Here is a 19,229-nt window from a genome sequence, read left to right as displayed (position 1 = left end):
CGATTAGAGAGCGACAGGCAATTATGGAGTCACTTTCCCAGACCGGGCTTTCCCTGAAAGTCATCGATCCCGAGTTAAAACCTTACTGCATCATAGCGGACTTTATCGCGGAGTTTGTCGGTCCCCACTGTGAAGTCGTGCTGCATTCTCTGGAGAATGTGCAAAGTTCTGTCGTTTATATCGTGAATGGCCATATCACCCGCCGGAAGCTCGGTGCCCCGATGACTGACCTCGGGTTGAAGCAGGTGGTTGAGATGCGCCGTACCGGTAATCTGATCACCGGCAATTACTTCACCCAGAGTGCCAAGCCGACCAGCCGTGAAGGCGCCCTGTTCAAATCGATCTCCTGTGGTATCACCAACCCGGAAGGCAACCTGATTGGCTTTCTCTGCATTAATATGAATCTCGATGTTCCGTTCCCGGAAATCATCCGCACCATGATGCCGGGCCTGGACAGCGGCACTCAGGTGCTGGACGAGCAGTTCAACCATGATATGGACGAAATGCTGGAGACGGTGACCGAACAGGTGATCAATGAAGTAGCGACGGATATGAATATTCCGCTCAAGCAGAAGAATCGCCAGATTGTACATGAGCTGTTCCACCGCAATATCTTCCAGATCAAGGGTGCAGCCAAGTACATTGCCGACAAGCTTAATATCACCAAGCACTCGGTCTACAAGTATTACCGGGAAGTGAAGTCCTGAGTATCACCTATACTGCTCAGCTTCCTTTGTACTGAGCGGTTCCGGATATGAAACACGTCATCCGTACAGCCTATATGGGCTGTATCGCACTGGTTACTGTCGTTTTAATTGGCTTGGCCGGCTGCGCCCCGAAGGTGGGCAGTGAAGCCTGGTGCAAGGAGATGGACAAGAAAGCAAAAGGTGACTGGACGGCGGATGAGGCAGGCAATTACGCCAAGAGTTGTATTTTCAAATCCGATAGCAATAGCGGAAATTAATCAGATAAACAAACAATCCCTGGTTTCGAGCCGTTTTTGGGTCGTACACCGTGTCTGTCAGGGGTGGAACAGCCAACTTTTAACGGGCTGATAGATTTTTCTGAGACCAGCTGCATTGCGGACAGTTTTCTGCAAAGCCGGGATGACTCCGATCTGTTTACCTCCTGTGAACACTGGCCGAGCATAAGCGCCCACTGAAACCCCATATCGAGAGCTGGCTCACAAGGATCGCGATGGCATCATGTGGAGAAATGCGACCACCCATATCGAGGAGTAGTGCATCATGTCCAAAACCATTCTGATAACCGGTGCCGGCTCAGGCTTTGGTCTGGGAGCTGCGATCGGACTTGCAAAGAAAGGCCATAAGGTGATTGCCGGTGTCTACATTTATCAGCAGGTCACAGTTGTTAAACAATTGTTTCAAGACGAAGGGCTGGACATCACAGTTATGAAACTGGATGTCAATGATAGATATGATCACCAGCGGGCTTGGGAATACGATATTGATATTCTGGTTAATGTGGCTGGTACTGGCGCCACCGGGCCGATTGCAGAGATCCCTGTTGATTATTGCCGAGAGGTAATGGAAACCAATATCTTTGGACCATTGGAGCTGACCCAGGGTTTTGTTCCGGCAATGGTGAAGCGGGGGAGCGGTAAAATTTTCTTTGTGTCGTCCATGGCCGGTTTGACCACCTATCCGTTTCTCGCACCTTATAACGCCTCCAAACATGCTATGGAAGCTATCGTCCAATGTATGAAGGATGAGCTGAAAGACTTTGGCATCCGTGTGGCAACATTCAATCCCGGTGCCTATCGAACAGGTTTTAACGATCGAATCTATGAGCAGGTCGATGAATGGTACGATCCTAAGGTAAATTTCACGAAAGAAGGTCCAATCAGGGATATCCAGAAGCTGCTGGCCGGGCCAGATCTGCAGATTCCACCCCAGTCCATGATTGATATGATGGTAGATGTCATTCCTTCCGATGAACCACACCCATTCCGTAATATGCTGCCACCGGATATTGTGGACTGGTGCAAGGATTACCAGAAACGAATGTGGGAAGAGATGGTTTGATCGGTTCCGATAAAAGGCAAATGGCTGGCATGAGATTTCGGCAGGTTATCATGCCAGTCTAAAAATGGTATGCCGCTGTTTTATTCAGCCTTGCTGGTATCTATCCAGTTTGCCTCAATATTATGGCCGTCGGGATCAAAGGCAAACGCCGCATAATAACCTGGGCCATAATCACGGTATCCCGGTTTGCCATTATCCGTTCCTCCTGCATTCACTGCTGCTTCATAGAAGCCTTCAACCGCTTGCTTACTGCCAGCCTTGAAAGCCACATGCATTGGCACGACGGTTTCTTTCTGCGCAATCCAGAAATCAACACTGGTGCCATCATTAAAACCACAGGAGTCACCATAATCCGTATCGCTGGAATAACCGACGGGCGCCAGTGCTTTGCTATAGAACTCTTTTGACTTTTGGTAATTACTGACAGGAAGCATGATGTGGGAGATCATGACCAAATACTCTGCTGTTGCGGAGGCAAGAAGTGTAGTTAGAACATTATAACCTGAATAGTCTGGTTAAAATCCCTAAACAAAAGCCCGCTAAAACAAAGGCTCTAGCGGGCTTTGAGACTTTTATGGATGTCTAGAAACTAGCGTTACGCGGAGTACGCGGGAATGGGATCAGTTCACGAATATTTGGAATACCGGTCAGGTAGCCCAGCAGACGCTCGAAGCCCAGACCGAAGCCAGCGTGTGGCACGGTGCCGTAGCGACGCAGGTCACGGTACCAGCTGTAGTCTTCAGGGTTCATGCCAGTTTCGATGATACGGGCATCCAGAACATCCAGACGCTCTTCACGCTGGCTGCCGCCGATGATTTCACCAATGCCAGGAGCCAGAACGTCCATGGCGGCAACAGTCTTGCCGTCTTCGTTCATGCGCATGTAGAAGGCTTTGATGTCCTTCGGGTAGTCAGTTACGACAACCGGACCCTTCACGTATTCTTCCGCCAGGTAGCGTTCGTGCTCGGACTGCATATCGATGCCCCACTCAACCGGGTACTCGAACTTCTTGCCGCACTTCAGCAGCACGTCGATGCACTCGGTGTAGGTCATGCGGGTGAAGCTGGATTCGGACAGCTTCTTGATACGCTCTATGCAGCCTTTATCAACGTGCTGGTTGAAGAAGGCCATATCGTCGGCACGCTTCTCCAGAATATCGGAGCACACAGCTTTCAGCAGCCGCTCGGCCAGGTCGGCTACGTCGCTCAGGTTGGCGAAAGCCACTTCCGGCTCAACCATCCAGAATTCAGCCAGATGACGGCTGGTGTTGGAGTTTTCGGCACGGAAGGTCGGGCCGAAGGTGTAAACCTTGCTCATGGCACAGGCCATGGTTTCGGCATTCAGCTGGCCGGATACGGTCAGGTAGGCTTCTTTGCCGAAGAAGTCCTGGGAGAAATCAACCTCGCCCTTGTCGTTACGTGGCAGGTTGTTGTAATCCAGAGTGGAAACCTGGAACAGTTCACCGGCGCCTTCACAGTCGGAAGCTGTGATGATCGGGGTGTTGGCCCAGAAGTAGCCTTCACGGTCGAAGAAGTTGTGGATGCTGTTAGCCGCAGTGTGACGCACACGGTTGATGGCACCGATAATGTTGGTACGGTGACGCAGGTGAGCGAACTCACGCAGGTGCTCCATGGAGTGGCGCTTAGGCTGCATCGGGTATGTTTCCGGGTCGGCAACCCAGCCGATCACCTCAACAGAAGTCGCCTTTACTTCCCAGTCCTGCCCCTTGGCCGGAGACTCAACAATAATACCCTTGACGCGAACGCTGCAGCCGGCGGTCAGGTGCAGAACTTCGCTGGTGTAATTCTCGAGGGTGTTTTCTGCGATAACCTGCATAGGGTCAAAGCAGCTGCCATCGTGAACAGCCAGGAAGGAGAGACCGGTGGAGTCACGACGGGTACGGATCCAGCCGCACAGTTCAACTTCGCTGTCTTTCGGCTTGTGGCCGGCCAACAGATCGACAATAGGGGTATGGCTCATTGGCAGCAATCGTCTAATTGAAAGGGTAAAGGCGGATTATAAGCCGGCTGGGAGCGGTATCAAACTGCCATGAGCGGGAAAATGCCCATGGCAGTGATTTTGCAGCAAGATGAGATCAGAACGCGTAAACGTAGATGAGGTTGGCCTGCAGGCTGGTGTCATCTTCTACGATGGAGCTGTCGGCGATTTCATCGCTGTAGCTCTTGAAGGTGGTGCCGATGCGGATCATCTGGTTTGGATCCATCACGTAGGTTGCGCTCAGGCCCGCCTTGAAGATGGCACCGCTGCCAGCATTGTACTCAGTACGTGTGCCTTTAGCTTCGTGCTTTTCAACACCGTAGTAGTAATCGTTCAGCTGGCCGTTACGCAGGCTGATACCGGCCTGTGGCGCAATGCTCCAGTTCTGGTTGATACGGAAGGATTTCTCCCAGTCCATATCCAGGGCGTAACCATTGTGCTTGTCGGACATATCCGCCCAGCCAGCCACAGTCCACTTACCCATATCGGTTGCATAAGTCGCAGCCAGACCCAGCTCAGCCGCTGGATCACGATCTTCCATGCCTTCCAGGAAATCGCTGTCGCTGGCGTCGTAGCCTTCCTGGGCCAGACGGGCGCGAACGCTGATATCAAAAGAGGTGTTGTTGATCACCTTGTAACCGGCTTCAAAGCCTTTTACGAAGAAGTTGCCACGCTCATACAGGAAGAACGGGATAACTTTGGTTTCGCTATCCATACCCTTGTAGGCGCTGTCTTCATAACCGAGACCAATACCGACGGCCGCATTGTATTCACTGTCAGCAGCCATCGCTGAGGCGGACAGACCGGCAGCCAGAGCAAGAGGAAGTGCCTTCCAGATTGCGCGCATAACTCACTCTCTTCATTTTTTTGTGTGGAAAGTTCACACGCTACAGGGTTTCTATTGGCTAACAATAAGGATGGTTGCGTGGTTGGTGTGTGGTTTGTTCTGAGTTGTTGGTTGTTTGTCTTGGTTTGTGAATGGTGACGTATTCGTTAGTAATAACGCGGCTGTCATGAACCGAAGTTTTCTGCGATGCACTAAGGCTATTCTGACGGACTAATAAAGAGTGATTGGGCATGTTCAGGAAGCTGTGCTGTTGCATTGGGCGTTCTGGCCGGTATCAGATATCGGAAGGGGAATCTTTACCCGCTAGCGAGATGACCACTCGTAATGCTTCTAACAAGGATGGGAAGGGTACTGCCCGAGCCAGTGTTGTTGAAAATGCCCAAACCAATCTGTCTCGTTCCACTTCCGGACAATTTGTGCCTGAGCGTCATGACCGTAGTTTGTTTTACCGGCGGATTGGTTTCCCCGCAGATTCTCAGCACAGAAGAATTGAAGCGGCTCTGAGGGGCGGTATTCTTCAATGGGATACGCTGGAAGATTTGCAGTCTCAAATGTACCAGCAGCACAGCCAGGGCAATAACTCACCTTCGCCAGCGGTCAAGAAACAGTTTTTCACAGAAGCTCTTCAAGAGGCTTTGGGGCAAAATTTTTGGGAAAGGTTGGTATTGGATACTCCCCTGCAATCGATTCAGTTGGCTGGGAAGACGCCAGAGTCAAAAGAACAGCCAAAAGAGCAATCACAAGAAGAGCCCGTCAGGTCAGATTCCAGATTGAAGCGAGCCGGTACACCAGCAGCCAGGCGTAAAAACACTGTTGATACGGAACTGGTTCTTCAAGGCGCTTTGAGGCTTGTTTCTGAGCAGGCTCCCGGATTTAGCACCTACCACAAACAAAACACTCCGCAGGCTCTGAGAATGGTTATGTCTTTTTTGGGGTGGCATTTATCTGAGTTGAGGGAGTTACTGCAACCAAACCAGGGAAGGGAAAATAATGGTGGCGCACAGTTGCTTCATTGGATTTACGCAGCAGTCAACAATGGACGAATGACGATTGAAGAAGGACGCCATTACTGGAAGCAGTGTGATAAGAACCCCTGGTGTCTTTATCTCCTGCAACACAAAAACATTGCCTGGCGGGTGGTGAGTGAGAGTCGCCAGAATGGAGCGCCCCCTCTTGGGTGCCTCTATCCGGCGAATCTGGCAGATTTATTCAATTGCTTTTGTCATCAGGCGAATCTGGTCACATCCTTTATGGGGCAATTAAAAGTGGAGTGCACTGCCCCACTGCTGGCTTGCCTGCAGATAAACGGCCCTGTGATTGCCTCTGAGCTCTATCAGCAGCATGTGGTGAATCGCCTGACGCCTCTGATGTACAAATTCCTGCTGAGCAGAAGTGAGAAGCAACTGTTGCAGTATTGCCAGAACAGATCACTGTTCGAGACGGCTTACCAGAATTGGTGCACCTTGAACCAGGGTGTTGCCTATCAGTCATTCCAGGGCAGTCTGATAAGCCAACGTAGCCAGACCAGCCTGAGCAGTTACAGCAGCCAACTCCCGGAATGGGAGTCGGGAACAGTCGTTTAGTTTTATAAACCCAGATCAACGCGATTTAATTGTTCACCTTTCATAAAGGCGGTCAGGTTATTGGCCACCTGCTGCACTGCCCGTTCTCTGGCTTCTTTAGCCGCCCAGGCGCTGTGAGGAGTCAGGATCAGGTTTGGAATCTCCGGATCAAGCAGTGGATTGCCGTTCACCGGCGGTTCTTCCGTCAGCACATCAATACCGGCACCGCCGACAATACCCTGCTTCAGGGCATCCGCCAGATCCTGCTCATTGATCATGCCGCCACGGGCTGTGTTGATCAGCAATGCGTGGGGTTTCATCAGTGCCAGCTGTGGTGCGGCAATCATATTGCGGGTTTGATCGGTCAGAGGGCAGTGGAGGGAAACCACATCCGCCTGCTTCAGGCCATCTTCCAGTTCAACACGATCATCTGAATGGTTGGATGAGCCGGGTGTGCGGGCCACCAGGATATTCATCCCCAGGCTTTCGGCAACCCGGGCAACGGAGCGGCCCAGCTCACCATAACCAACAATCAGCAGGGTTTTACCGGCCAGCTCCATGATGGGTGAATCATAAATGCTGAAGAACTGACTGTTGGTCCAGGTACCATCGGTGCTGATCCGGCTGTAGCGGGGCAGATGGGTCGAGAGGGCCAGCATCAGTGACAGGGTATGCTGGGTTACGCTGGGCGTGCAGTAGGCGCGGATATTGGTTACGGCAATATTATTATCCCGTGCAGCCTCGATATCGATATTGTTGTAACCGGTGGCAAACAGGCCCATAAACTTCAGGCTTGTAGCGGCTTCGATAACGTCCCGGGAGAAGTTGCACTTATTGCAGAGTACAATATTTGCTCCCTGGATTCGCTCAACCACATCCTGTGCCTCGGTGTGGTCGTAAACGGTCCAGTCAATATCCAAGTTGAGGATAGGAGACAGATCCAGATCATCTCCCAGGGTCATACGATCCAGAATAACGCCGCGCAGTGCCTGCATGCTCAATGGTTTCCCAACTATTGGTAGTTTTGCTGAGAGTGTACGCCGGTGTTACTGGCAGAGCTACTGAGGTGATTTATTTATGACTTGCGCTGGCCGATAGCCCTGTAAAGTTTTTAACCGGGGCAAGTTCATGAATAACGGCGGCATACATATCTCGGTCCATGATGTCCAGAGCCGATTGCACTGCGCGCAGTATGATCCAACAGAAAAACTGGGATTGGATGCTAAGGGGAACATTGTCAGTGAAGATGAGTTTAATCGTCGCGGCATCCAGCATGTTACCCCGGGGGAAACCTTTCTGGACTGTACGAAAAACCTGCGTCAGTGGATGGAGGGGAACGGAAAATCCATTCTGACCCGTTCCGTTTGCCGGACAGAAGTGCCTGTTACCGCCGGTCTTTTGGTCGACACCCTCTACCCCAGTGATAATGATTCCCCCGACCCCGCCGCAGATCATGACGAAGGGCTGGAGTGGAGCCTTGAATCGAATCTTGAATCGAATGCCTCTCTTCCCTATAGAGATTACTCAGATACCAAAGACCAGCGAATTGCCTTTGATGGCGGGGAACCTGAGAGGTTGGGTGAGGAGGGTGTTCAGGTCGAGATCGATGAAACCCTCTCGCAGGATGAACAGCTGGCAGGGGGGCAGCGTCTGGCACCTCCGGTACCTACGCCCAGAAAGCAATTTGCTCATGGTATTGGTCAGAATGACCATTATCACGATTTATTAGCGGATTATGGCGTTAACCTCAAAGGGTGCCTTATCCAGCAAAGGCTTGGCGCCGGCGCACAGGGAGAAGTCTATCTGGCGGTTGACCCCAATCGATTAGACAAGGACGGTAAGCCAACCTGGGTTGTGATCAAGACGGAGGAGCGCAGTCTGGTTGATTATGTACGCAGCAAGACTCAGGACAATGTCCTGGAGCCAGTACCGGATCAGAACAATATCAAGCTGGACAAGGATATTCAGGCCTGCCTGGCCAAGTTGCAGGAAACGCAACACCCGAACCTGACCAGAGTTTATGATTACGAGGCTGATGGTAATGGTGGCATTACCACCTTTATGGAGTATTACCCCCAATCCCTCGATTCTGCTCTGGATAAAATGCCTGGCCGGCGTCTGGGTGGTGCCGCCTCCCGGGAAGTTGCCAGACAGCTGGTGGATTGTTCGGAAGAGCTGTTACAGATGGGGATGGTGCATAAGGATATCCGGCCAGCCAATCTGCTTTTGTCCCAGGATGGGCAACATGTGGTACTGACTGATTTCAGCCTGATGAAGGATTTGCCTGCGGATGCCGACCCGGATGAGGCGCCGGTTACATTGATGGGGCCCCAGAATATATTTAGTCCGAAAACATCCAGTGAACTGAGCGAAACCGGGAAGGGAAAAGCCCGCTCCATGCATAACGCAGAAATTGCGACATCGCTTATTCAGCTGAGAATAGGTAAAAGCATGCTGGATACCGTATTGCTGCCCTTTGATCCTGATGAGTATGGGTTATACGACAGAAAGGTGAGTGCCGAGGAATGGCGTGATACCAAGATTCAAGACAGGGCTCAGAAACTGAGTGATCTGCACTATGAGGGCAAACTGATACCGGCAATCCAGGAAATGTACAAGGATAATGGTGTCGCGATGGGACAACAGGAAAAAGATTTTCTGGAAAAAATGTTAACCGGGCAGATTGCCGATCCCCGGCTGCATCCTTATGTGAACTACCAGCGTTGAAATTGGCGCTCTAATAGAACAAAGGCCGCATCGGTTAACCGGTGCGGCCTTTTGGTTTCAAGCAGGTTGCTTTTAAGCTAGAGCTTACTTGGCAACAGGATTGCCTTCCTTGTCCAGAACAACAATCTCACCCAGACCCAGCTTCTCGATCTGTGGACGGATGACGTTGATGTCACCGGCAACCAGCCAGACAAAGTTATCCGGCGTCAGGTATTTGTTGGCAATGGAGCGGATCTCTTTCAGGTTCAGAGCCTCCACCTTCTCACCATACTTGTACAGGTCTTCTTCCGGCAGGTTGTACTCCACGAGGTTGCTGATGGAACCCAGCAGGGCGCTGTTGGTTTCGTAGCTGCCAGGCAACTTGCGGATACGGTTCTGTTTTACCAGATCCAGTTCGTCAGCCGTAGCTGGCTTCTTGGCCAGGAACTGATCGAACTCCTTGGCGATTTCAGCCATGGATGCACCGGTCTTGTCGGCCTGAACCGAGGTGTTCACCAGGAAAGGACGCTGCCCTTTGGCGCTCTTGGCATAACTCCAGGCACCGTAAGTCCAGCCCTTGTCTTCCCGCAGGTTCATATTCACACGGGCGGTGAATTGACCACCGATAATGTCATTCATGGCATTGAAGGCCAGAGTGTCCTTATCGTTGCTTGGGGTAACCAGCTGGCTGGCGATGATCATGGACTGACCGGAAGCCGGGTAATCGACCAGATAGACTTTGGACTTCTCAGCCGCCTTGCCTTCGGTGATCTCTTTCTTTGGCAGAGCTTCGGCAGGAGCCTGCCAGTTCGCCAGAGCCTTGTTCAGCTTCGGCAGCAGCTCGTCCATGGTGATATCACCGGTCACAACCAGAGTGGCGTTGTCCGGGCGCAGCCAGGTTTTCCAGAAGCTGCGTAGATCATCCTGATTCAGCTTTTCCAGAGAATCGACAGTACCGCTGCCGCTCCAAGGGGTCGCGTAGGCGTGGCCTTTGCCGTAAACCAACTCAGGCAGAACCCGGGCGATGATCTTGTTCGGAGAAGACTTCTCCTGACGGATACCTTCAACCAGATTGGTGCGTACACGCTCCAGATCATCTTGTTCAAAGGTCGGGTTCATGATCAGATCTGAAACGATATCCAGAGACTGATCCAGGCTGACAGTGAGGGAATCCAGAGTAATGCTGGAAGAGTCCAGACCGTTACCGGTGCTGATGCTGGAACCGATGGTTTCCAGTTCGGCGGCAATCTGCAGATTGTCGCGGTTGGTGGTGCCTTCGTCCAGCATGGCCATGGTCAGACCCGGCAGGGCAGGCTGATTACCACGGGCGGACAGACCGGCATCAAACAGGAACTCCATACCTACGATAGGTGTCTGTGGGCGGTTAGCCAGAACAACCTTCAAGCCGTTATCCAGCTGAGCACGCTCCAGTTCGGGCAGGGCAACCTTTACGGTATCACCAGCGGTTGGCACCTTGCTGCGATCTGCGCCTTCTTTAGCGTTGGAGTACTGAGGGAACGGCGTTACTTCCAGAATGTAGGCACCGCTATTCAGCCACTCGTCGGCGGTTTCACGGATGCTGGCTGGCGTTGCGGCTTTCACCATTTCACCGCTCTTCTGGTAGAAAGCCGGATCATCGTGGTTTACTTCACCCCAGGCGAGGATATCGGACTTACCACCGAAGCCACCGACACGCTCGGTGCCGCGAACAAACGACGCAGCCTGACTAAAGCGGATACGGTCCAGTTCTTCTTGAGTAGGACCTTCTGCAAGGAAGATGGCCATTTCATCATCCATGGCCTTCTCGATCTGCTCGAGAGTTACGCCCGGCTTGGCATCGGCAGAAACAAACAGCTGACCGGCCATCTGGCGGTCGTAGAAGAAGGCGCTGACATCGGTCGCCAGCTGATCTTCAAGAACCAGACGCTTGTACAGACGGCTGTTGCGACCACCGCCCAGCACATCACTGATCAGGGACAGGTTGGAGGCATCAACAGTGCCGCTTTCCGGGGTGTTCCAGACTTTCATCAGACGGGACTGAGGTACACGGTCCTGCATAAAGTCACGCTTGTCTTCGGTGCGCTTGGCAATCCAGGAGCCCATCTTGCTCAGTGGTTCACCGGCTGGAATATCGCCGAAGTACTTTTGTACTTTTTCTTTGGCGGTGGCGACATCGATATCACCGGACAGTACCAGTACGGCATTGGATGGTCCGTAGTACTTGGCAAACCAGTCTTTCACCATATCCAGGCTGGCCGCGTTCAGGTCTTCCATGTAACCGATGGTGGACCAGGAATAAGGGTGACCATTCGGGAAGGTTTGTTCTGCCACGCGGGACCAGACTTTACCGTAAGGACGGTTTTCGCCCTGACGCTTTTCGTTTTTAACAACTTCACGCTGCTCGTCCAGAGTCTCCTGGCTGATGGCACCTTTGAAGTGACCCATACGGTCGGATTCCATCCACAGCGCCATATCCAGTGCCGGCTTTGGAACTGTCTGGAAATAGTTGGTGCGATCGGTGCTGGTGGTACCGTTCTGGTCGGTGGCACCGGCCTGCTTGAACGGCACAAAGAACTCACCCTGGTAGTTTTCAGAACCCTGGAACATCAGGTGTTCAAACAGGTGAGCAAAACCGCGCAGGCCAAGTTTCTCGTCTTTGGAGCCAACCTTGTACCAGACGTTAACGGCAACAACCGGTGCCTTGCGGTCTTCGTTCACGATAACGGTCAGGCCGTTATCGAGAGTGAATTTTTCAAAAGGAATCTGTACTTCCGGCAAAGCCTGTTGGGCCACTGCAGAATTCGTTGCAGTTGTGGCGGAAGGAAGAGCGGAACAGCCTACGGTCAGGATACCTGCCAGGGCGACAGCCAAAAGTTTTGGGCGGCTGACGGTCAAAGGTGAGCGCGTTGTTTTTGTCATAATGGTTCTTTTCAATCCCTCTAGGGCGCAGTGAAACAATTCATCTCTAGCTACGCTAACGACAACAAGAACTGTAAAAAGTTCAGCAGTTTTTACAGAGCGCCTGTCGTGTACTATGTACTTATGATTTTTTGAATCAGGATAAATAGTACTCAAGGCTCCATTTTTAGCAATGTTTACTGAGAAATGACAGAGAGTGGATCACTTATTGCTGTTGATCCCTCATACGTCGGAATGAAGTGTTAAGTGAAGCGTGGAGCGAACCGTGAATGGAATTGGCCAATGAATCCCCCATGCTATTGCTCACCCGTTCAGGCTTGCGTTTGTCTGCCTGCCGGAACGCCTGCTCTGCGGCTGTATCCAGAGACTGGCAGTCTTTTAACTCATCGGGAAGTGTGCGCCGAATCTGGTGCCAGTTAATCCGATAATCTTTCAGGTCTTTGAGAATATGACCTAAGGTGCTCCAGGTTGAGGCGTAGTTCGAGTCGAGCCGTATCGAATGAATACAGTAGGTCAGCGCATTCTGCATTTTCTGAGCGGAAAACTCTCCGCTGCTCTCCTTGCTCCAGTCTTCGCAGCAGATGGCGATTTCATGCCAGAGTTTGCAGAAGTTTTCATTGCTTCTTATTAACCCATCAAGAATATCAAAGGCTTCCTGATAGCGGCCCACCTTGACCAGACACATGGCTTGCAGGCGCTGCCGGAACTCATTGTTATCACCGCCACCCTCCAGTACGACCAGGGCATCATTGAACTGCCCCAGGGCTTTAAGAATACGGGCGGCCTGTGTGCGGGAACCTTCATAAGTTTCGATGTCCGGTTGCACCTGCTCCAGAGCTTGTTGCAGCTTTTGGCGTTTTTCATCATCCGAAAGCTCCGGGTTTTGGCTCTCCCGTCGTAACACCTCAGAGCGTAAAACCGGCAAGACTCCCGAGCAAACCTTCAAGGTTTTCTCCAGTCGCTCTGCCGCCTGGATAGCCTGCATGGCAAGGTGAGGGTTACCGAGCTCCAGATAAAGATGAGCTTCTTCCTGCTTTAACTCCAGCATCAGACTGTTTCGATAATCATCGGAGCACTCGGCGGCAATAATCCATTGGATAAGTAATTCGACTTCTTTTATCCCTTCCGGAAACTGACGGCAGGAACGATAAAGGCTAATGGTGCGGCAGCGAGAGCGATGGTCAGTTTGAACCAACTCTTCACCGGGGGCTGCGGACAATTTATAAACCTCTCTGTAGCCAGTGTGCAGCGCCATTAAATCCCGTGCCGAATGCTGGAACAGTACCATGGAGGCATTCAACCAAAGCGCCCAGCACTGCAAAGGAAGATCATCGCCACGGCTGGTAAAAATACGTTGCAGATCATCCGGAGTAATGTGGTCAATAAACGCACCGAGCATATCCCGGTCTTTCTGTTCAGTGGCGTGCAGATAGATGGTGCACAGTGTTCGCAGCCGAAGGTTGGTAGGCAGGCGGGCAAAGGTATCCGGTGACTGAATGGCCGTCAGCAACTGTTTCTGTTGGTGACTTGTGGCTGGCAGGGTGAACTGTTCCAGCTGCTCTGCTAATGATGAAACGTCTCGTTCTCTGTGACTTGGCCTTTCTTGATGACTTGAGGCCTGTTCTGGTCGCCCATAAGGCATATGACGAGGTTGAGAGAAGTCTTTTCTCAGTGTCTGCCGGTGACGACGATCCGGCTGGTTTGTTGCGCGAAAGCTGGTTGCGCGAGAGCCTGAAGATCCAAAGCTTCTTGAAGATTGATAAGGAGAGTATGTGGTATCCATGGCTTTCGCCCCGCGCAATGGTCAAAGCCATTGGACTACAGGGACGAAAAGCAGTGCCTGACAGATATGTCAGTCTGGCTAAGCTCTCAGAGCCGATCCCTAAGCCAGTTAGGCAGGGCATGCAGAGAGTCGAGTACTGCCGCCAGCTGGCTTTGAATCTGCCCATCAACAGCCAGAACATCGGGAACCATCAGGGTCTGGCAACCGGCCTCCAGAGCAGACAGAGCTCCGGCATTGGAGTCTTCTACGGCGAGCGCATTTTCCGGCGAGACACCCAATTTTTTACAGGCGAGCAAATAGGGCTCGGGGTGGGGTTTGGCCTGATCAACATCTTCAAAGGCCACAATTACATCAAAAACCTGAAGCTGAGGGTGGGGCGCAAAGTTCTTATGGATTTTGATATGTTCGGCGGAGGTGACCAGAGCCAGCGGTATATTTAACTGTTTCAGCCAGATCAGCAGTTCTTCAGCACCGGGCTTCAGGGCAGGAATATGCCCACTTTCCTGTTTGCTCATAGCTTGCAGGAAGTCATCAAGACTAAAGCTTTCTCCGCCCAGATCTTTAATCAGTTGTTTGCAGACGGAGTAGGGCGCTCCCAGAAACTGCTTATAAACCCGATCATTCAGGTCTATACCAAAATCCCGGGCAGTATCCTGCCAAAGCCGTTTATAGAAGGCTTCGGAGTCGAACAGGGTACCGTCCATATCCAGCAGTACGGCTTGCACACGATTGCCCATAAATGCGGTTATTCCTGCGTGGTGTTCATGCGATGGATGTTCCAGAGTAGCCCACAACACATCACTGCCAGCATGACTTTCAGCCAGATTGGGCCAACAACGGCAATGCTGATGGAAAAGGTCAGCACAATCAGAAAGTAGGCACGCTTTTTATTGGCCGCCGTCATACCGCGATGGGTTTCCCAATCGGAAATAATTTTGCCAAACCGGGGATGGGTAATCAGCCAGGTATGGAAGCTCTTGCTGGAGCGGGCAAAGCACCAGGCAGACAGCAGAGTAAAAGGTGTTGTCGGCACCAATGGCAACACAATGCCAATAATGCCGGCGACCAGGCTAAGAATCCCTGCTGCCAGATAAAGAATTCGTTTTAAATATTGTTTGTCTTGCATTGCGCATCTTGCCGCAACTTATCCCCGGTCAGCGGGAGTGTACCACGGACAGGCGGGCGTCAGAGAGGTCAACATTCAGGTTGGCGATCCTTTCTAATGGAGCTGCGATGGTGAACGACCTGCGCTAATGCGACTCAGAATCGGGGACGAACAGCATATTAGGGATGATGTCTATGGCCGCTCAACGACCTGCCAACACCGGTAACTACTCCTGGCCCTCTTTACCCTTACCTTCTCAGACGTGTGACCGGTGTGGGCTCGGGCTGGATAAATGCATCCATAACGAACATCCTGTGCTGTCCACTTTGCCTTTAACGGCGGGAGCCTTCCCCCGTGCGGCTCAAGATAAACCGCTTCAAGACCGTCAGGTCGCCATAAGCAAAAAAAACAGCAGCCTCAAGGCTTCCCAGCGCCCCAGTGAAGCCACACGTCTGAAGAGTGAACTGATTGAGTTTGTCTGCGGTATGGATATTCCACCGGGCATGGCGGAAGTATTCCGGCGTACCAATGTAACGACAGTGCTCTCCCATGCATTCAGCAAGCTGCAATATCATATGACGGATGCTTACGAAATGGTCGGCGGAATGCCTTCCGGCAATCTGGATGATCGGGCAAAACGTAAACGTCCGGCACCAGAGATAAGAGATGATCATGAAGAGTGCGCCAGCAAAAGAGCAAAAGACGCAGCTACAGGAGATCAGCTGGTAAAGATGGATGAGCTGACGGCTGATGATCTGGCCAGCATCGCGGCCGATACCACGGTCTGCACTCATGAGGATGCCGAAGCCTTTGCAAACTTGTGGGATCACCCCAATCCCACAATACGTGATGTGCCTTTAAATATATTACTTCTCTGTCGCATACCAGATCAGGCCCGCAAGACTATTGCTCCTGCACCGCTGGAAGCCTGGAGTTTTGTGGAGCATCCGGCACTGCCCGGAGTGCTGTTTCCTGTTGATCCAGTGGCGAACAATGAAAAGCTGGTCAGGGATCTGGTGAACAAGCTGGTGGAAGCTATCAGTCGCAAAGATTCTTTTGCATTACTCTCCGCTATTGATGCTATTCGGGAGGCTATCAGTGGGGCGGTCGTAGCTCGTCCAGTGAATCAGATTCTGGTAAAGCGCAAAGGCGCCTCTAGTGGATGGTGTAATGAGAAAGAGATGCTGGAGGGGATGTTTGATCCATCCCTTGATTTTCTTGCCGACAATATTGAGAAACTGAAGTGGCTGGCCAAGCGTATGCTGTGGAATCTTGAACAGAGTTCCCGTACCGCCACTTCGTCATCGAATGCATCACTGAATAATCAACACACCTACACCGGGTTTGCCTACCAGCTGGTGAAAACCTTTGCCAGCCAGACTAACCGTGATGCGTATGTGAAACTCACCCGAATCTATCTTGAACATCTGGCCAGTGGGCGGGGCGACAAGGCGTACCAGCTGCTGGAAAGTCTGCAGGTCGATCGCGCGTAATCACCAGCAGCTGGGCGTCTTGTTGGTTCGCAGGGATTAAACTGCTGTCAGCGGATCTGGGTAACGGAAGGTGTAACCCAGACGTGTATTCAGCTTATCGCAGTTCACCAGGCGGTAAGGTCTGGCGTCCTCTTCAAAAAGCGGTGGCGCAACGCCGGCTTTTTCACTGGCCATCATGTAAAAGTCACGACGGCTCGGATGTTCCGGTGCCGCAACATTAAACACTTCACCGACAATACCTTGATCAATCACGGCATGAATCACACCCGCAACATCATCCTGATGGATCATATTGACTGGGTCATTGGCACCAGCCATCGGCCGACCAGAGAAGTAATGGGCTGGATTGTGACCTTCACCCATCAACCCTGCCAGACGCAGAATGGTCGTGCGTTCCGGTGCACCAGAGGCAATGGCCTGTTCGATCTTCAACCAGTCTGTTCCCATAAAGGAACAGTTATCCGGATCAACATCATCTTCCCGCACTTCGCAGTTGTTGGACGGGTAGATAAAGGTGGCACCGGTGAAGATCACCTGTTTGATGCCGGCTTCAGCGGCAGCTTCTGAGGCAGCCCTTAGCTGATCTTCATAGGTAAAGACTTCTGTACCGGTTGGAGCCATGGCCACTACCAGAACATCGACGTTCAGGAAGCGACGAATGTCGTCCGGGTTGCCGGTGAATGCAGGCGATAGTGATAGTTCAACCGGAGTAATACCGGCCTCTTCGAGTTCGGCAAAGCGTTTCTGGCTGGTAGTGGAGCCCATAACAGAGAAGCCGGCTTGCGCCAGCTCCCTGCCAAGAGTCACACCTACGCGGCCACAGCCGAGTATGCTGACTTTGCCTTTGCTCATTCTTCGTTTGCCAGTGCCAGCTGCTTGAGATCTTCAAACTTGGCCAGCTGATCAGCCAGGAAGCTCTTGTCCTTGTTGCGGCGCAGGTAAACCTTAAACACCGGACGGCCTGCCGGGCTGAAGAACTGCACAGACTTGGTTTCCACACCGTGGAAGGGCTTGGAAACCAGAGCAATAGTACCGATACCGTCCATCTTCAGGTGGCCCTTCAGAATGGTGCGGCTGTCGCTCATGTTGTAGTAGCCAAACTTGAAGCCACCTTTCGGGAATGGGGTAACCATTTCAAAAATGGAACCTTCCACATCCATAACGATCAGGACATCGCCCCATTCGCGCAGGTGAGTGTAAACATCCACCAGATCAACATTATCCAGAATGGTGACCATCTCTTCCGGCATGGCACGGATAATATCCGCTTCATTGGCCAGCAGCTCATTGGCAACATCGGCTGGAGTACGGGCTGGCGCAGCAGCAAACAGCTCGCGGACTTTTTCTCTCAGGTCTTTATTCATGCAGCAACATCCTCAAAAGGGTAACGGTCAAGATAGTTATTCAGAGCCTGGTTCATAGTGACGTTCCAGAACTGTCCGGCCAGAGTCAGGTTGAGGTTGTGCTCATCCAGTTCCGCCAGACCGTTCTTCTGCCAGGCTTCAAACAGCGGCATACAGTGACGGGAGATATCTGCGCCAGCGGCAGTATCAAAGGTATTGAAGTTCAGACGACCCAGATCGAATGCCGCACCCAGTGCACGGTTTGTGGCAAGCTCCGGATCCACATGCATCATAGCCATCATTGGCTTTTTGCCTGCGTCGATCATGGCGTAGTAAGGCTCAAGGTTGCGGTGCAGCATAACGCTGTGGCCGTTGACCTTGCCGCCGCCACCGCAGCCGAACGGAATAATCTCGCTGCCCGCTTTGGTCTGGTGATTGTAGATGTTGCGTTCCAGGATGCGGCCGTCTGCGCTCTTACGGCCCCAGTGGCTGATGCTCAGGCGATCCCAGCCATTAGCGATCATATTCTCAACGCCCAGCTTGAACAGGGTGGCTTTGAAAGCGGTGTCTCCAGGAGCAGGCATAGAACCTTTTTCCACCTGCTGAGCCATACGGGTAAAGCCCATCATCACCAGCTGATACAGATCGACGCCGTGAGAGGCAGTCTGGTTGCTGATCAGATTGATATCTTCCAACCAGTGGTCAACGGTCTGGTAAGGCAGGCCATAGATCAGATCGACGACAGTGGATACATTGCCCTGTGCGCACAGGTGATCCAGACGTTCGAGCAGAAACTCTTTGGTATCAATCCGGCTCATCTTGCGACGAATAAAGGTATCGAAGGTCTGCAGACCCAAAGACACACGGTTAAAGCCAACTTCAATAGCGGCAGCGATCTTGTCATCATCCAGACCGTTAAAGCGGCTCTCGAAAGTCATCTCGACATCGTCAGCCACGTTCAAATGGGCCTTGATGGCTTTGCCCAGACGACGAATCTGATCGGCGGTCAGGTCGGTTGGTGTACCACCACCAAAATAAACGGCATTGATCGGCTGACTCTGGACATAAGTGCCTTTGCCGGTTAACTCGATTTCACGTTCCAGATAGCCAACATACTTCTCGATTGCGTCAACCTTGGAGGCGTTCTGGAAAAAGCCGCAGTAAGAGCAGTGAGTACGGCAGAACGGAATATGAAAATAGGCCAGACGCATTTGCGGGCTGGCCTCTTGTTCCATAATGCTGTTCCACTGGCGCTGGGCATCCTCTGGCTCGAAGTGGCCAAGTGCGGAGCGTCCGGCGTGGGCGCTGGTCTTGGCGGCAAAGGCATGACGCAGAGGATCGGGGCAGTGAAGTCCGGTCAGGTCGGTATCAAGAATCATAGTGGTCATCGTCTCAAACAGAAATGCCCAGGCTCACACACAAGCCCGG

Annotated in this window: 17 protein-coding genes; 6 read left to right on the top strand and 11 right to left on the bottom strand. The window is 52.2% G+C overall.

Annotation, left to right across the window (positions count from 1 at the left end; genetic code table 11):
• Positions 1 to 23 precede the first annotated feature (23 nt).
• The 3 genes from EHSB41UT_RS04745 to EHSB41UT_RS04735 all read left to right on the top strand — a co-directional run bounded on the left by EHSB41UT_RS04745 (position 24) and on the right by EHSB41UT_RS04735 (position 2,045).
• Positions 24 to 707, top strand: coding sequence for a helix-turn-helix transcriptional regulator (locus EHSB41UT_RS04745; RefSeq protein ID WP_165767149.1), 684 nt, complete (start codon positions 24 to 26; stop codon positions 705 to 707).
• A 47-nt stretch (positions 708 to 754) separates the two neighbouring features.
• The gene (locus tag EHSB41UT_RS04740; protein ID WP_087107333.1) at positions 755 to 964 is read left to right on the top strand and encodes a DUF3012 domain-containing protein; all 210 of its coding nucleotides are present in this window, start codon (positions 755 to 757) and stop codon (positions 962 to 964) included.
• 283 nt (positions 965 to 1,247) lie between these two features.
• Positions 1,248 to 2,045, top strand: a complete 798-nt coding sequence (locus EHSB41UT_RS04735; protein WP_087107332.1) for an SDR family oxidoreductase — start codon at positions 1,248 to 1,250, stop codon at positions 2,043 to 2,045.
• An 80-nt stretch (positions 2,046 to 2,125) separates the two neighbouring features.
• On the opposite strand, the gene EHSB41UT_RS04730 is transcribed toward EHSB41UT_RS04735, so the two are convergent.
• From EHSB41UT_RS04730 to EHSB41UT_RS04720, 3 genes are all read right to left on the bottom strand, one after another.
• Entirely contained in the window at positions 2,126 to 2,494 is a 369-nt protein-coding gene (locus tag EHSB41UT_RS04730; RefSeq protein WP_087107330.1) for a VOC family protein, read from the bottom strand.
• 133 nt (positions 2,495 to 2,627) lie between these two features.
• On the bottom strand, positions 2,628 to 4,025 hold the full coding sequence (gene asnS / locus EHSB41UT_RS04725; protein ID WP_087107328.1) for an asparagine--tRNA ligase: 1,398 nt from the start codon (positions 4,023 to 4,025) through the stop codon (positions 2,628 to 2,630).
• 115 nt (positions 4,026 to 4,140) lie between these two features.
• Positions 4,141 to 4,890 (bottom strand): MipA/OmpV family protein, encoded by a 750-nt coding sequence (locus EHSB41UT_RS04720; protein WP_087107326.1) that lies wholly within the window; start codon positions 4,888 to 4,890, stop codon positions 4,141 to 4,143.
• Positions 4,891 to 5,201: 311 nt separating this feature from the next.
• Here EHSB41UT_RS04720 and EHSB41UT_RS04715 point away from each other — a divergent pair, with 311 nt between their 5' ends.
• On the top strand, positions 5,202 to 6,473 hold the full coding sequence (locus EHSB41UT_RS04715; RefSeq protein ID WP_133060394.1) for a hypothetical protein: 1,272 nt from the start codon (positions 5,202 to 5,204) through the stop codon (positions 6,471 to 6,473).
• A gap of 2 nt (positions 6,474 to 6,475) precedes the next feature.
• Here the strand turns inward: EHSB41UT_RS04715 and EHSB41UT_RS04710 are convergent, their stop codons facing one another.
• Positions 6,476 to 7,447, bottom strand: a complete 972-nt coding sequence (locus tag EHSB41UT_RS04710; protein WP_087107322.1) for a D-2-hydroxyacid dehydrogenase — start codon at positions 7,445 to 7,447, stop codon at positions 6,476 to 6,478.
• Between the two features lie 133 nt (positions 7,448 to 7,580).
• Here EHSB41UT_RS04710 and EHSB41UT_RS04705 point away from each other — a divergent pair, with 133 nt between their 5' ends.
• On the top strand, positions 7,581 to 9,179 hold the full coding sequence (locus EHSB41UT_RS04705; RefSeq protein ID WP_087107321.1) for a protein kinase domain-containing protein: 1,599 nt from the start codon (positions 7,581 to 7,583) through the stop codon (positions 9,177 to 9,179).
• Positions 9,180 to 9,263: 84 nt separating this feature from the next.
• Here the strand turns inward: EHSB41UT_RS04705 and EHSB41UT_RS04700 are convergent, their stop codons facing one another.
• The 4 genes from EHSB41UT_RS04700 to EHSB41UT_RS04685 form a co-directional block, all read right to left on the bottom strand.
• On the bottom strand, positions 9,264 to 12,077 hold the full coding sequence (locus tag EHSB41UT_RS04700) for a M16 family metallopeptidase (protein WP_087107319.1): 2,814 nt from the start codon (positions 12,075 to 12,077) through the stop codon (positions 9,264 to 9,266).
• 205 nt (positions 12,078 to 12,282) lie between these two features.
• Complete coding sequence (locus tag EHSB41UT_RS04695; RefSeq protein ID WP_133060393.1) at positions 12,283 to 13,860, bottom strand: tetratricopeptide repeat protein; 1,578 nt, start codon at positions 13,858 to 13,860, stop codon at positions 12,283 to 12,285.
• An 86-nt stretch (positions 13,861 to 13,946) separates the two neighbouring features.
• Positions 13,947 to 14,597 carry an HAD family hydrolase gene (locus tag EHSB41UT_RS04690; protein WP_087107315.1) on the bottom strand — a complete coding sequence of 217 codons (651 nt, stop codon included), beginning with the start codon at positions 14,595 to 14,597 and terminating at the stop codon, positions 13,947 to 13,949.
• An 8-nt stretch (positions 14,598 to 14,605) separates the two neighbouring features.
• On the bottom strand, positions 14,606 to 14,986 hold the full coding sequence (locus tag EHSB41UT_RS04685) for a YbaN family protein (protein ID WP_087107313.1): 381 nt from the start codon (positions 14,984 to 14,986) through the stop codon (positions 14,606 to 14,608).
• 173 nt (positions 14,987 to 15,159) lie between these two features.
• Between EHSB41UT_RS04685 and EHSB41UT_RS04680 the strand changes: the two genes are divergently transcribed.
• Positions 15,160 to 16,458 (top strand): hypothetical protein, encoded by a 1,299-nt coding sequence (locus EHSB41UT_RS04680; protein WP_133060392.1) that lies wholly within the window; start codon positions 15,160 to 15,162, stop codon positions 16,456 to 16,458.
• Positions 16,459 to 16,494: 36 nt separating this feature from the next.
• Here the strand turns inward: EHSB41UT_RS04680 and EHSB41UT_RS04675 are convergent, their stop codons facing one another.
• Genes EHSB41UT_RS04675 through hutW form a run of 3 tightly spaced genes read right to left on the bottom strand, consistent with a single transcriptional unit; the run spans position 16,495 to position 19,189 of the window.
• The gene (locus EHSB41UT_RS04675) at positions 16,495 to 17,310 is read right to left on the bottom strand and encodes an NAD(P)H-binding protein (protein ID WP_087107309.1); all 816 of its coding nucleotides are present in this window, start codon (positions 17,308 to 17,310) and stop codon (positions 16,495 to 16,497) included.
• Positions 17,307 to 17,822, bottom strand: coding sequence for a heme utilization cystosolic carrier protein HutX (gene hutX / locus EHSB41UT_RS04670; RefSeq protein ID WP_087107307.1), 516 nt, complete (start codon positions 17,820 to 17,822; stop codon positions 17,307 to 17,309). The genes EHSB41UT_RS04675 and hutX overlap by 4 nt, the downstream gene beginning before the upstream one ends.
• Entirely contained in the window at positions 17,819 to 19,189 is a 1,371-nt protein-coding gene (hutW, locus tag EHSB41UT_RS04665; RefSeq protein ID WP_087107306.1) for a heme anaerobic degradation radical SAM methyltransferase ChuW/HutW, read from the bottom strand. The genes hutX and hutW overlap by 4 nt, the downstream gene beginning before the upstream one ends.
• Positions 19,190 to 19,229: the final 40 nt, after the last annotated feature.

Origin of the sequence: Parendozoicomonas haliclonae (genome assembly GCF_900174585.1) — a bacterium.
Taxonomy (GTDB): domain Bacteria; phylum Pseudomonadota; class Gammaproteobacteria; order Pseudomonadales; family Endozoicomonadaceae; genus Sansalvadorimonas; species Sansalvadorimonas haliclonae.
This window is presented reverse-complemented; position numbering and strand designations above follow the sequence as displayed.